This is a genomic window from Planctobacterium sp. AWH2_060 (assembly GCF_056158425.1).
This window is the reverse complement of sequence record NZ_JBSWTG010000001.1, coordinates 4007145-4021149: the sequence shown is the minus strand read 5'-3', so window position 1 is coordinate 4021149 and position 14005 is coordinate 4007145. Positions and strand designations below refer to the sequence as shown.

11 protein-coding genes and 4 pseudogenes are annotated in these 14005 nt (G+C 43.2%); 5 read left to right on the top strand and 10 right to left on the bottom strand.

All coding sequences use genetic code 11. The annotated features are described in order from the left end of the window. Positions 1 to 1189: 1189 nt before the first annotated feature. The 4 genes and pseudogenes from ACXAD8_RS17200 to ACXAD8_RS17185 form a co-directional block, all read right to left on the bottom strand. Positions 1190 to 1843 carry a hypothetical protein gene (locus ACXAD8_RS17200; protein WP_475231184.1) on the bottom strand — a complete coding sequence of 218 codons (654 nt, stop codon included), beginning with the start codon at positions 1841 to 1843 and terminating at the stop codon, positions 1190 to 1192. Between the two features lie 165 nt (positions 1844 to 2008). Beyond that, entirely contained in the window at positions 2009 to 2131 is a 123-nt protein-coding gene (locus ACXAD8_RS17195) for a hypothetical protein (RefSeq protein ID WP_475231182.1), read from the bottom strand. An 8-nt stretch (positions 2132 to 2139) separates the two neighbouring features. Next, positions 2140 to 2778, bottom strand: coding sequence for an ankyrin repeat domain-containing protein (locus tag ACXAD8_RS17190; protein ID WP_475231180.1), 639 nt, complete (start codon positions 2776 to 2778; stop codon positions 2140 to 2142). 10 nt (positions 2779 to 2788) lie between these two features. After that, positions 2789 to 3340 (bottom strand): annotated as a pseudogene (locus tag ACXAD8_RS17185) (Tle-like phospholipase domain-containing protein); the annotation flags it as partial. Positions 3341 to 3566: 226 nt separating this feature from the next. On the opposite strand from ACXAD8_RS17185, the gene istA reads away from it, so the two are divergent. Together istA and istB are read left to right on the top strand one after the other, a co-directional pair. Next, positions 3567 to 5087, top strand: coding sequence for an IS21 family transposase (gene istA, locus ACXAD8_RS17180; protein WP_475233004.1), 1521 nt, complete (start codon positions 3567 to 3569; stop codon positions 5085 to 5087). 15 nt (positions 5088 to 5102) lie between these two features. Further along, a complete protein-coding gene (istB, locus tag ACXAD8_RS17175) occupies positions 5103 to 5846 on the top strand; it encodes an IS21-like element helper ATPase IstB (RefSeq protein ID WP_475231178.1) in 744 nt (247 codons plus the stop codon). Between the two features lie 431 nt (positions 5847 to 6277). Here the strand turns inward: istB and ACXAD8_RS17170 are convergent. Continuing rightward, positions 6278 to 6428, bottom strand: a pseudogene (locus tag ACXAD8_RS17170) (RHS repeat-associated core domain-containing protein); the annotation flags it as partial. 100 nt (positions 6429 to 6528) lie between these two features. Between ACXAD8_RS17170 and ACXAD8_RS17165 the strand changes: the two are divergent. Beyond that, positions 6529 to 7200 carry a DNA-methyltransferase gene (locus ACXAD8_RS17165; protein WP_475231176.1) on the top strand — a complete coding sequence of 224 codons (672 nt, stop codon included), beginning with the start codon at positions 6529 to 6531 and terminating at the stop codon, positions 7198 to 7200. Here ACXAD8_RS17165 and ACXAD8_RS17160 read toward each other — a convergent pair. After that, positions 7193 to 8410 (bottom strand): DUF6575 domain-containing protein, encoded by a 1218-nt coding sequence (locus ACXAD8_RS17160; RefSeq protein WP_475233003.1) that lies wholly within the window; start codon positions 8408 to 8410, stop codon positions 7193 to 7195. The two genes, ACXAD8_RS17165 and ACXAD8_RS17160, sit on opposite strands and share 8 nt — an antisense overlap. A gap of 109 nt (positions 8411 to 8519) precedes the next feature. Here ACXAD8_RS17160 and ACXAD8_RS17155 point away from each other — a divergent pair, with 109 nt between their 5' ends. Both ACXAD8_RS17155 and ACXAD8_RS17150 read left to right on the top strand, forming a co-directional pair. Continuing rightward, positions 8520 to 9629 carry an ISAs1 family transposase gene (locus ACXAD8_RS17155; RefSeq protein ID WP_475229601.1) on the top strand — a complete coding sequence of 370 codons (1110 nt, stop codon included), beginning with the start codon at positions 8520 to 8522 and terminating at the stop codon, positions 9627 to 9629. A gap of 230 nt (positions 9630 to 9859) precedes the next feature. Then, positions 9860 to 10954 (top strand): ISAs1 family transposase, encoded by a 1095-nt coding sequence (locus ACXAD8_RS17150; RefSeq protein ID WP_475231174.1) that lies wholly within the window; start codon positions 9860 to 9862, stop codon positions 10952 to 10954. A 4-nt stretch (positions 10955 to 10958) separates the two neighbouring features. Here the strand turns inward: ACXAD8_RS17150 and ACXAD8_RS17145 are convergent, their stop codons facing one another. The 4 genes and pseudogenes from ACXAD8_RS17145 to ACXAD8_RS17130 form a co-directional block, all read right to left on the bottom strand. Further along, positions 10959 to 11369 (bottom strand): hypothetical protein, encoded by a 411-nt coding sequence (locus ACXAD8_RS17145; protein ID WP_475231172.1) that lies wholly within the window; start codon positions 11367 to 11369, stop codon positions 10959 to 10961. A gap of 182 nt (positions 11370 to 11551) precedes the next feature. Next, a pseudogene (locus tag ACXAD8_RS17140) lies at positions 11552 to 11701 on the bottom strand (IS5 family transposase); the annotation flags it as partial. A 68-nt stretch (positions 11702 to 11769) separates the two neighbouring features. Next, the gene (locus ACXAD8_RS17135; RefSeq protein ID WP_475231171.1) at positions 11770 to 13092 is read right to left on the bottom strand and encodes an IS5 family transposase; all 1323 of its coding nucleotides are present in this window, start codon (positions 13090 to 13092) and stop codon (positions 11770 to 11772) included. 124 nt (positions 13093 to 13216) lie between these two features. Then, positions 13217 to 13834 (bottom strand): annotated as a pseudogene (locus tag ACXAD8_RS17130) (IS5 family transposase); the annotation flags it as partial. Between the last annotated feature and the right edge of the window lie 171 nt (positions 13835 to 14005).

Genomic DNA, 14005 nt, shown 5'->3' with positions numbered 1-14005 from the left:
GTTGGATAAAAACCAAGCAGCATATTTGGGTATCGATCAAAAAACGCTTTTTTTCAAGTTTTCAATTCCGGAAAGTTCTTCTTTTTAAGATGCTGATGCAAAGATATTAATTCTTATGCAATAAAGTGAAACTAAATGACAAAAGTGAGGCAAAATACGTTCATAAAACGTGAACAGAAAAAGACGCAATCAATTGATAAATAGAGATATATACCTATTTATAGTAGTTTTTACACCTATATATAGGATATTCACTCGTTCATAAAAAATGAACAACTTTAGCTATCTGAGACTCTTCCTTTCCATTAATTCGAATTTAACGCATATAAGTCGTAAATAAACTTCATATCGATACGTTTACACTAAACCTTTTACTATCTTGAAATATTCTTTCACTGGTTACATTTGAGCGGAATGCTGGTGACAAATAGAAGGATAAGTGGTTATTTTTACTGGAATACGCAGCTGCGAATTACGCATATTCAGTACCACTGTTCCGGAAAAACGTAACCACGTTTCCGCAGTTTGTAACCACCGCAGTATCACCATAACGACCTTCATTTTCTGAGGTTAATGGCTGATTTTCTCAATAGAACGAAAATATCGAACGATTAGGGCATTTTCCGGGTGAACCGGTAACGGGGATAAAGTGTCGTATTTTGAGAGATGCTGAAACTATCTAAATGAAAGGGGGTGAAATCAGGCGTTTGTGTATATTCCATCCAAACCTGCCTGGGTTCCGAACAGGAATTGCCAGCCGTCTGATAAAAACGCGCCATCCATCCGCCCGGAATGTGCCACCGCAGACAAAAGAAAGCCCGGCAAAGCGGGCTTACATTTCAAAAATTACAATGGGTGTCCACGTAAATTTTATCACGCCGCTGGCGGTGAATCTTATCTTGAAGCCTATCGACATCGACACAAGCTAAAACGACTCAGGGATAAAAGCTCAGCTATCCGATTATTTGGCTAACAATCCCCCCTCCGAAAACCCATTTTTTTTACAACATTACCAACGGGTAAGGTTCTTTTGTGCCTGCTCCCGGCTCTCTTGCACTCTAAATTCACCTGTTCAGGAAAAAAAGCAAGCTCGAAAAGACAAATTCTAAGCTGCTCTGGGAAACACGCAGAAAACCACAAACAAAATCACTAAAACTGAATTACACCAATCTTAAGATGGATGTCCTGTTTAGTTCAGTAGTTCAGTGAGCTGACGTAAGGCATTGGGTCCGGCATTACCCCCTGCGTTTTTACCGGCATTACCGTATTTAAAATCACTGCCGTAATCGGATTTAGTCAGCAGGTTACCGGCATCATTGTAATCGTAATTTATCGTGCCGGCAGTACCTGAGCCGAGGGTGACGGTGGCCGAATCCAGTCGATGTAACGCATCGTAAACATAGTCCTTAACAATCTCACTGCCCTGCAGGCTGTTGTTTTCAAATCGTTTCAGGTTACCCCAGCCATCATAGGTGCTGTACTGAATATTCAGGATGGCGGTGTCAGTGGCAGAGGTCCCTGCCATCTGGCCTGATTTTGCGTGATAGTTAAAGTTCTGAATCAAACCAGCGCCGAGCTTTTGCTGAGTTAACTCACCGGTGGCGGCATAATTCTGATACTCCGCCAGTACCTTCAACTCACTACCGGAGGTGTCAGGTATCCAGTCTTTGGTCTTAAAGCCTTTGTCATCGTAGCTGTAGGCCACAATCAGGCTGTCTGCACTCTGGTGCGCCAACAAACGGCCGTAATTGGCATCATATGCAAAACGCTGAATGTAGTTAGAGATACCGTCTTTGGTGATGGTATCTTCCTGCACGGTGACACGCCCTAATTCGTCATACACGTATTCCCGGGAATGATTTCCGCGGCTTTCGGTGTCCGGCGCACCATAAAACTGCGTATCGTAAGGTGGGTGTCCTGTTTAGTTCCGAAAAACTGAGGCGACAACTATCCTGACACTGGGGGATGGGTGTCCATGTAAATTAAATTAGTTTAGCTGCATCCATCATTAGGATGGCTGTCCATATAAGTTTCCGCCGCCCGCATTGCGGTTAACCAGCACACGTCCCAGCGCATCATAGCTGGTGCTTTCGTATACGGTTAACGGCGTAAAATTACGATGGGTGTCCACGTAAATTATTAGTTATCCTTATTTAAACACCCGGTCCCAAATTGATGAGCGTATTTATCTAAGATGAACTTTATAAGTTGCTCTTTCTCTTTTTTTAGTTGAGGATTGTACCAATCATCTTCCTCACACAAATATGAAAGTAAATTTTCATCGTTTAAATACCCAATAAACGGATTTGCGCCCCTTTCCAACAAGTGAAGTGCGACATCAAAATGACGCCCCCTTAAAGCAACTATTAAGGGGGTACCGTATACCTTTAAATCCGAATCGATATTAGCTCCATAATCCAACAGCAATTTCATGAACTCTTCTCGTCCAACTGACATTGACACGAAAATTATAGGCATTTGTCCTTCAGCGTTCGGTAAATTTGGGTCCGCCCCAGCTTCCAGAAGAGCCGTGAATATTTCTATATTCTCAGATTTAAGAGCAACGATTAAAGACTGGTTTAATTGTTCTTGAGGTATCGTTATGAAAGTATTTAGCACTTCTCGAACTTTTTTTTCATCTCCACTCTTTACAACCGAAACAAGATTCATTTCATTAGCTCTTTTTTCTTGCACTGCGATATTAGTTGATTCACTAGATTCAATGTATCCACAACTTAATATTAGAAACGTTACAGCCATTACAAATATTTTTAGCATGTTTTACCACCTACTTACCTAGTGCTTCGATGACGTGTGAAATACCATGCATTTCCACTCTCTCTTTCATTGTATGATGGGCAGGTCTCCAAGGCCAGTTATTGAGTGAAGATCTTGTTGGCTGAATAGTTGAGTGTAACTCTATTTGATTTCCAATTTTGTATGGGACAAAGGGAAGGTTCTTCTGAGCATAACTGAGGATTTCACCTTTAACATAGTACGAATTTATTTTTGACGCATTTCGCATATTTCCATTGTGGTCATTTATTGTCCCTGTGGTTACACCAGCGGAGTTAAACGTGTTTGCAGGAACGCCACTAGTTAACGCCGCCAAAGAGGCCAACCCTCCTCCCAATGAATGCCCTGTTAGTCTAAGATTGTCTTTTCCTACAATTTTAGATATCACGGCTGTATTTTGAACTGCCAATCTATGTTGGTCAGAGGTTCCTACCATCTCAGTTGCATTGGTTTTCCAATCAGCTCCTGTTATTCCACCTTCGGTACCAGCGAACGCATATATATATTCATCATAATTCTCATCATAATAAAGTCCAGATTTAAACCCTGAACCTCCCGTACCTTCGTCATTTGTTAATTGGCACCGCTATGGATCCATTTCGTTGGCGGCGTAATGGATCCACCCCATTTGCACCGTAATCGATCCACCTGATTGGCGGCGTAATAGATCCACTTTGACCTGATTTCTCCCCTCAAACTTCTGTTTAACTCGCGTATCGTTGACTGTTTTTGCAGTCAGGAGATTACGCATGGCAAACCGGAGGTTTGAAATGTACCAATACCGACACATCCTCGTTCGAATGCGAATGGGGGATTCTAATCGAGCCATCGCTGATAGTGGCGTCGCTGGCCGTAATAAAGTGAAAGCGATTAAGCGTACCGCATTGAAGCATGGCTGGCTTGAACCGGATAGCGAGCTGCCTGATGATACACAACTGGCCGCTGTCTTTAGCGAGAAGCCACCCAACCCAACCACAACCTCATCCGTTGCACCTTACGCTGATAAAGTCGACAAGTGGTATCAGGATGGTGTGCAGGGCACGACAATCCATCAGGCACTGATGGATAAATATGGCTTCACCGGTAGTTACTGGTCGGTGATCCGTTACTTAAAAGCCCTGTCTGAGAAGACGCCTGTTCCTACAACCGTCATGGAGTTTACACCGGGCGATGCCGCGCAAGTGGACTTCGGCGCAGGACCACTCATTGTCGATACTCAAACAGGCGAGTTACGCAAAAGCTGGATCTTCGTGATGACCCTGGCCTGGAGTCGGCACATTTATGCTGAGTTTATCCGTGACCAAAGTACCGCAACCTGGCTGGCCTGCCACCGGCGGGCGTTCGAGTGGTTCCGGGGGGTGCCCAAACGCGTAGTTATCGACAATCCAAAATGTGCGATTACAAAGGCCTGCTATCACGACCCACAGGTACAAAGGGCTTATGGTGAATGTGCTGAAGGTTATGGTTTTTTGATTGCGCCATGCCCGGTACGCGATCCGCAGAAAAAAGGCCGCGTTGAATCTAACGTTAAGTATATCAAAAACAGCTTTGTTCCCCTGAAGGAATTTCGCGGTCTGAGTGATGCCAATGCACAACTTAAACGCTGGTTGCTGGCGGTTGCGGGAAATCGTAAACACGGCACCACGAAATGTCAGCCGCTTGAGCGCTTTACTGAGATAGAGCAGGCACGACTTAAACCGTTACCTGATGTGCCACCGGAGCAGGCCGTCTGGACAAAGGTCAAGGTACACGGTGATGGCCACGTACAGTTTGAACACTGCCGTTACTCAGTACCCTATACGCTGATCAGAGAAACACTCTGGCTCAAAGCCAGTGACAATATGATTCGCATTTATCAGGGCCATGAACTCAAGGCAACGCATGCCCGAATGCGCCATCAGGGTGGCAGAGCCACCGTTCCCGAACATCAACCGCCCGCAGCTCAGGCTTACAACATGCAGGATCCACAATATTGTCTGACTCAGGCGAAACGGATTGGTGAGTCATGCCATGTGTTCATTAAGCGCCTGTTCGCCAGTCGGGTACTGGATAACCTTCGCGCAGCACAAGGTGTTGTTGGTCTTGCCAGACGCTACGGTGATAAGCGCGTTGAAGCTGCCTGCTTGCGGGCACTGACCTTCGATAACGTGCGCTACAGTGCGGTCAGACAAATCCTCGAAAAAGGACTGGACCAGCAGCCCATTGAATCGAACGCCTTCGATACGTTGAGCGATGTCTATACCGGCGGTGGCCGGTTCCATCGAGATCCCAATAAACTTCTCCCTCATTAGAATAAGGAAAAAACGATGATCAATCCGATCCCCGAACTTACACCACTACTGAAGCAACTACGCCTCTCTGGCATGACGGACTCTCTGGCGATGCGTAATCGTGAAGCCATCGAACATCAACTCAGTTATCCGGACTTCCTGGCGTTACTGGTACAGGATGAAGTCGCCAGGCGTGATCAGAAGAAATATGCCACCCGCCTTCGTCGTGCAGGCTTCAGGGGCAATAAAACCCTGGAGAGCTTCGATCTGAGTGCCAACCCTAACCTGAATCGCGCTTATATTAATGAGCTGGCTGATTGCCGGTTCATTGACGAACATGTAGCAGTACTTATTGCGGGTCCATGCGGCACCGGTAAAAGTCATCTGGCTCAGGCTATTGGCCATTGTGCGGTACAAAAAGGCATTGATGTGTTGTTCTTCACTCAGGCTAAGTTACTGTCCAATCTTCACGCAGCCAGAGCAACCAACACCTATGAGAAGCGTTTCCAAACGCTGGCAAAAGTCGACTTACTCATCATTGATGACTTCGGTTTAAAGCCACTCAAATCACCTCAGGATGAAGATTTACACGACTTAATCGATGAACGGTATGAGCAAAAATCAACGATTATCACCAGTAACCTGGACTTCAGTGAATGGGGACAGGCATTCCCAAATAAACTGCTTGGCGCGGCGACACTCGACCGACTCAAACACAACGCTTATCGACTGGTTCTGGAAGGCGAAAGTTACCGCAAATTACGAGAGAACCATAATTAGACTGGACGAGGAGAAAAAAGCGAGAAATAATCCCCCTGTTTGAGGGCTAAAATGACGGTTTGAAGTGGATCCAATACGTCGCAAATGGGTGGATCTATTAGGGTGCCAATCGACATCATTGAAAGTTAACCCTTCCAATTCCGAATATTGAGAAGGATCGACCTTTGAAACACCATCAGGCAACTTTCCTTTCCCATGGTGTCTATTCTTATAAACATGATCAGATATAGCAGCATCTCTTTTTGCTCTATGCATAGATTTACCAAATTCTTTGATTGCTGAAAGTTTTGCTCCCATATCTCCATTAGAATCACCGTTAAAAGTATAAGTGCCAATTGCCTTACCATCCGCTCCGGTTATAGTCACTTCTGAATCTCCATTTACAAAAGCATCAACAAGACAACCAGCGCTATCATCTACACCACAGCTTGTATACCCACTCGGATCCGTCCCACTCAACGGATTATTCATGATATAGCTGTAGGGGTTAATGCTCTGGCTATTTGTGGGCGACTGAATAAAGGGGTCAACCGACAAGAAACGGCCAGTGTTGTAGTCATACGCCCGACCATTCATATGAACGTGCTCAAGCCTACTAATTATAATTTTTTAGTTTTGATTGGATTTGCTAATTAATTCATGCCAATATTCACTGTATATAGATACATATGTAGATTAATTAATGGAATATAAACTATACAATTTGGATGCTGTTGAGTTTTTAAAACAGATAGAAGATTGTTCAATTGACCTTGTTATCACTGATCCTCCATATGAATCTCTCGAAAAACACCGCAAAATCGGAACTACTACACGATTAAAGAATAGTAAAGCATCCAGTAATAAGTGGTTTAAAATCTTTCCGAATGATCGATTTGAAGAACTCTTTACTCAAGTACACAGGGTATTGAAGAAAAACAGTCACTTTTATTTATTTTGTGATCAGGAAACAGCTTTCATAGTAAAACCAATCGCAGAGAAAGTTGGATTCAAATTCTGGAAACCTCTCGTGTGGGACAAAGTCGCTATTGGTATGGGATACCATTATCGAGCAAGATATGAATTTATATTGTTCTTCGAAAAAGGTAAGAAAAAACTTAACAGTCTTGCTACGCCTGACATTTTAGTAGAAAAACGTGTATGGAAAGGATATCCAACTGAAAAGCCAGAAGGACTCGCCAAGACATTAATAGAGCAAAGCTCAATAGAAAATAATATTATTATGGATCCCTTCTGTGGTTCAGGATTTGTCGGAAGTGCATCAGCTAAACTGGGTCGTAATTTTGTGGGAAATGACTTATGTGAGGAAGCAATTGAAATTACAAATAAAAGAATTTCGGAAATAATTACTTAAGTGTTTTAAACTTTTTGACCCAAGCCACGAGAGTTTGTGCTCTTCTTCTTGCAGTATTCTCACTCAAACCATTGCAATAGTTTATTAGGAAATCTGCTGCTGTGTTTTCGTCAATGTCTCTAATGTCAGAGACTTTTTGCTCATGCATCCAAATAAAGCAACAGTCTGTATTTTCAAACTGTTGCTTAATTACTGCAATAACATCCACATTAGTTTTTGCATCTACAATCTTCTTTCCGAAAGGGGTCAATCTACCAAACTCTTGAACCAAAGAAAGCATTATGCACGCATCTCGATAATACAAGACTTGACGAGGATCTTTTCCAAATTTTTCAGCTGTCACAACTCCATCTGTTTCTAAGATATTCAAGTAACTAGCTATTGCTTCGGTAGAGTCTGCCTGCGGAACCATCGTACTATCAAGATATGTTCGAAGTGCTTCATCTACTTCGTTTAGTAGTGATTCAATTGTTGCTTGATCAAGAGACAATACTCGTTGCGTAGTTTCTTCATCAATTAATTCTACATTTACACTTTTCTCTAGTTGCAAAGCAAACAATTTCCGTAATGCTCGAAGGTCAAACTTACGTTCTTTGATAAGTTGTATAAGAGAAGACTTTTCCTGAATTTTGTTCAGTAATTCATAACCTTCATTCCTAAGCTTTTCAGGATCTTGTGCTTTCACTCTGTAAACGAATGAACCTTCTATTGCATCTCTTGCAACAAAATTAGATTTAATATTATATGCGCCGAGGAAAGCCCCCAAAAACTCTGAGAAAGCTTCTCCAATAGAATTTAGGACTCCTGAAACTAAATCACCTGAGTTCGATTTTGAAATTCTGATCTTGTGAGTATGCTTCCTTTTGCCATCTAAGTTGTAATTTTCGGAAATGAATACAGAATCAGTGGGAACTTTAATTTTAAGTGACGCAAATTTCTTCCATTGTTCTTTTAAAATTCCCGAATTTAAGTCCTCATCAACAAATAATACTCTGTCTTGTTTTGAGGTTCTGATTGCTTTTACAATTGGAATATCTTTCTGTTCAAGTTGGTTAATTTTTTGATTGGATGCTGGTGTTATCAGCCACCTGTCCTTTCCATCCTTAGGGCCGAGGCTGTAGCAAAAAAACAACTGTTCGAAATCATTTAGTGCAGAAAATATGACAGGCTCACCGTAAAAACTATAAAGGGCATGATCAAACTTTTTGATATAACGCTCCCTTTAACGATCACATTGTGGCATAAGCCGATAAAATAGCTTTACACTGAACTCTGTTCACTCCATCCTGGCCCGATTTATCTCTCATAAAGGTCGCGTCATGGAAATTCTTGTTCATCTTCAAAAAGTGTCTGATACCCGATCTCATGTTAATCAGGATTATCCTGTGCTGGAGATGTCATTCCTGTTGATAAGTGCCCTCATAAGTGGCAGTAAATCCTGGGCTGATATTCATGTTTTTGGCGAAACACGACTGGACTGGCTAAGACAATATCTGCCTTTTGAATACGGGATACCCACCCAACAAAATGTCGCCCGTATCATCAGAACTATGGTGCCTGAATCATTAATGGCAGCGTTGGTTTCCTGGGTAAATGCGGTCAGGGAAGAAAGCCAGTTTCAACATATTGCTATTGACGGCAAAGATGTACGAGGTGTCGCGAAATATAGCGGCTCAACGCCATTGAGCATGGTTTCTGCATTTGATGTGGAACAGGGGCTGGTGTTGTATCACAAAGCCGGACGAGGCAAAGGAAATGAGCTGGCAATGGCCCGGGAGTTAATTGAATCGCTGGACATTACCGGGGCTATTCTGACCCTGGACGCACTTCACTGTCAGGTAGAGACTATCCACCAGATTAAAGAACAAAAAGGGATTGCTTTGGTACAGTGCAAGAAAAATCAACCCACGTTACTTGAGGCGGTAGATACACTGTTCCAGAAATATTGGGCTTTACCTGAGGCAGAACAGGCCAGTTTAAGCGAAAGTGAAACCGGACATGGACGAAAAGAAACCCGCACGGTCTGGTCAACAGACCTCATCCTTGAGGGGCAACTAAAAGAAAAATGGTCAGACCTGAAAACGATAGCCGCGGTGGTGAGAGAACGCTCTGTCAAAGGACAAACCAGCCATGAGACCCATTATTATGTCTGTACTGAACAACTGACGCTTGACGAACTGATGAAGGCTACCCGACGCCACTGGTACATAGAAAACAGTCAGCATCATGTGTTGGATGTGACGTTCAGGGAGGATGATCAGAGAATGTACGCTGGTAATTCCGCCATCAATATAGCCTGCTTCAGGCGGTTGGCTCTGAATCTGTTAAACCAGCATAAAGACAAAAAGAAAAAGACGAAACCACAAAAAATGGGCTGGTGTGCCGGGAGCGATGACTACCGCCATGAAGTGCTATTTGGAAATAATTAACCGAGTATATTCAAGCCCTTAAAAACTATACACGTTGTGATAGTAGAGGTTCCCAAAAGTAGTAGTGCCAAGAAAAAGCAACTCGTCTTTTTTACTCATACTAATTGGCAGGGCGGGATCCTAACTTTTTGATATATAAAAATGAATATTGATCACCATTCAATATATCTCACCAGTGAACTTATCTTGATTCAGTTGATCTGATCCGTTTTCATTATCGGAAACCCCATATGTCACTGGTAAAACACTTGGAAATCATCCCGGATCCTCGCAAAGATATTAATCTCAAGCACAACCTTGTTGACGTTATTTTCCTGACGTTGTCCGCTGTACTTAGCGGAGCAGATGGCTGGAAAGCCATTGAAGAGTTTGGCGAAAGTCAGCTGGACTGGTTACGCCAACATCGCCGTTTTGAAAATGGTATCCCCAAACGACATTGTATTGCAGGAATTATTAAGGCACTGGACACAGAAATACTGTTACAGACAGTGTTTGGCTGGATTAACCAACGTAGGCAGACTTTAGGGCAATCGGTTATTGCTCTTGATGGTAAAACTATGCGAGGTGCCTGGCGGGAAGATGTGAGCAAAGCGTTACATGTCGTCAGTGCTTTTGATGTGAATTCCGGGATTGCTTTGTATCAGGACTGTTCCGACAACAAAGGCAATGAACGTGCTGTCGCCAGAAATGTGATTGAGGCGCTGGCCATGGAAGATGCCATTTATACGCTTGATGCACTGCATTGCCAGACAAACACCATGGAGACGATAGTCAAAGCTAAAAGTGACTTCGTTATTCAGTTAAAGGCGAATCAAAGCAAGCTCTTTGAGTATGTAAAAGAGAGTTTCACTGAACGATACAATGACGAAGCTCTCAATACCTTTACCCAGTCGAATCAGGGACATGGACGTCAGGAAAGCCGAACAGTAATGCAAATGAAAGCCGAACTGCCTGAAGAACTAAAAACAAAATGGCCACATATTCGTAGTATCATCGAGGTTGCCAGTGAACGTCAGCAGGGTGGTCAAACGAGCTATCATTCCCGCTGGTATGCAAGCTCATTAGCAGCTGATGCAGAGCAGTTCGCCCGTATCATCAGAGAGCACTGGTCAGTAGAAAACCAGTTACACTGGGTGCTTGATGTCGCTTTTCGCGAAGACCAGCTCAAAATAAGCGATCCTAACGGAGCAGCTCATATTGCGTTGTTCAATCGTGCATGTCTGAATCTGATAAAGCAACATCAGGGTAAAAAAGATAGCATAGCAGGTAAACGGCGGAGGGCAGCATGGAGTAGCAAATTCAGGACGGAATTACTGTTTGGTTAAAAAGTCAGCAAAGTACAATCCCGCCCTGTACTAATTGGAATCCTTTAGGGTACACTCCCTCATAGAACCAAACCGAGACATGTTTGCTTTCAACGACTTTCATATATCCTTGATCTTTTTTTACATCGCCAACAGCGATAGACATACCATCGAACCTCTCGGGCATTTCATCTATTTTGTTTTGTGCAGCTTCTTGGGTTAGAAAAAATGAAGTGGCATGAAATTCTGGCCAATTGACTCTACGAGAGTTACGCATATGACACTGCTCAGGATCAATACAGCTTGGTAGAAAGTCATCGGCCCCAGTACCACCGTTTCTCACAAAACGAAATAAAGTTTTGTCTTGAGGCTTCGATTTTGGGTGAGGGACTTTAACACTATCTGGCTTGTGAGTAATCCATTTTTTTGCACTCAAACTAAATTCCTTGTTATCACTATTAGTGCAAAAATAGCTTAGTGAGTAAAAAATTTCAACTTTGCTTAATTTAAATGCGAAAACTACTAACAGTCATCTGCCTCAAAACTTATTCGAGCCCTTTTAGCCTTCCTAATGCAGAAGGATTACCTAGGGCGCGTTGATCTTTGGTGATTAATTGCTCAGCAGTGCAGAGGTAGCCACATTATCGTAAACGCGAGGGCCACGGTGCTGCTGTAATTTCTCTCCAGTTTATCGTATCGGGTCGCAACGGCTCGAAACCTCTTTATCTTTTGAAAAGCGTTTTCTACAAGGTGGCAATACTTAGTCAGACGTTATAAAAGTACTTTTTGCTGAACCCTGTGACTTTAAAAACACCTAACGAGCGTACCAAATTATCTCAATATTTTTTCCGGATGAGATATCGTGACAGAGCTGCGATAGCAGCTCTGATCGCGACATAAATTAAAGGCAAAAAAAGCACCTTCATCCGCTTTTGAAGATTCCAGGCACTGGCTGACATTAACAGATTGATCGCATCGCCCAAACTATCTCTTAACCAGTTGCGGCTAAGGCGAAAGTCCTGTTTCAGATGCCCTATAATCGGCTCTATCGCTGCTCTCTTCTGACACAACTTTCGTTTCTTCTGACGCTGATACGCGTTGTCTCTTTTTAGCGGCGGTTTGGGAAGCAGAACCTCTTCGCAAACATACTGCTGTGCTCCGCGATAGCCTCTGTCTGCTATTGCCATTGCTATCGGGTTCTTCCGATGTTGACGGGCATGTTTCAGAGCCGATTCCAGCGTTTTGCTGTCATGGATGTTTTCGTCATGACTTGCCACACCGATGATGACCTGTCCTTCTAAAGTGGATACCACGGAGGCTTTTCTGCCGTATTCGTATGGTTTATGGTCCTTACCTTTGCCAACACAATACACCCCCGGCTCATGCAGGCTGTAGATCTTGTTTTTGTCTTTGGGTTGTTGTGCCAGCACTTTTTCATACAGAGCAAAGTTATCCTTCTGTTCTGACAGGAGTTGTGCAGGCAATTTACGTTGCAATTCTCTGAGTAGTGTTCCTGCGATAGTGCGCAGACGTTTCAGGGCTCTTCTGGCTTTTCCCCGTACTTTGGGGTGACGAAAGTGGCGACACTGTAAACGTAACTCTTTGACTTCTTTCACATAAGTCCGGCGTTGCTTTACACCGTGTTTTTTAGCCAGCTTATTGAGCCGATTGATGATCTTAATGGCGAGTTTTGTGTCCGTGGGATAAGTGATGGCTTTTTCCTGTACCGTGGTATCGACGAGTACTTTATCTTCTTCCACATCCTGTTGATGTAATGCCACAGAAACAGCAAAAATGGCGTTGATACCCTCTTCTCCAATCCGCTGGCGGAAAGCCGTGATTTCGGTGCGGCAACAGGGTGGCTCAGTCTGAAAAGCGACTTCCCCACAAAACGCCTGGTAATAAGGATTCATCATCCATTGAGCGATGGTATTGTCATCACTGAGGTTGTACATCTGTTTCAACATCAACAGACCACACATGAGCCGGATGGGTTTCCCGGGGCGGCCTTTATCACTGTAAAACACGGATAACTTTTCATTCAGAAAATCCCAGTCAATTTCATCGGCGAGCAACAATAGTGGATGTTTTTCGTCGAGCTGAGAAATGAGGTCAAAAAAGCCAATTTGTCGTGAAGTTTTGGGGCTGTCTTTTATCATAAAACCGTAGTCTGTTTCGACCAGAAACTGATGTTAATTTTACCAGGTTCGGTCGAAGCAGACCAGGTTTTAAGGAAGATTAATTATAAATATCAATGAGATATGTTTTTATAACGGCTGACTACTTATAGATGCACCAGTCCATATCCTCATTCCCGGTATGGCTGTTGCTTTTCCGGGGAATATTCGCCTTGCTTCCCAGCCCTCCAATAAATTCTCTAAACCGTTCACTATCATAGCCTTTGTCAGCGCAAACGGTTTCAGCTTTCGGTGAACGTTTGACCATACTCTGTGCATGAACGATATCGTTGACTTGACCACCTGATAATTCAAAATAAACAGGTAATCCACCACTGTCTACGGCGAGATGGATTTTCGTAGAGTTTCCGCCCCGACTTTTACCAATCGCTTCGTCTTCAGAACTGAATGCCCCTGTACTATCCTGATGCGCTTTCACAATACTGCCATCAATGAATAACCATTCGTTATCACTTTCTGAGGCTAAGTAATTGAATAGCTTATTTAATAGTCCTTTTTTAGACCAAAGATTGAAGCGTCTGAAGACCGTATTCCAGTGACCAAATTCTGGTGGTAAATCACGCCATTGAATGCCAGTGCGCATTCGATAAAAGATCCCTTCCATTGTATTGCGATGCTCATATTTATTATAGACGCGACCGCTACTTCTCAGAATTTCCTTTAACTTTTCCCACCCATTATCTGTTAGTATTGTTCTTGGCATAGCAACTGTCCCGGTATGTTGATTTTTGGCGAAACCATTATACTAGGTTGCTATGCTGTTTACTTCCTGAACAAAGATCAACACGCCCTAGTAATTATTTTAAACGGAAGCTGGATTTCTGTTAGCTTATATGTAGCCTTGTTCCAACAGCCATTTTATACGGGATTTGAA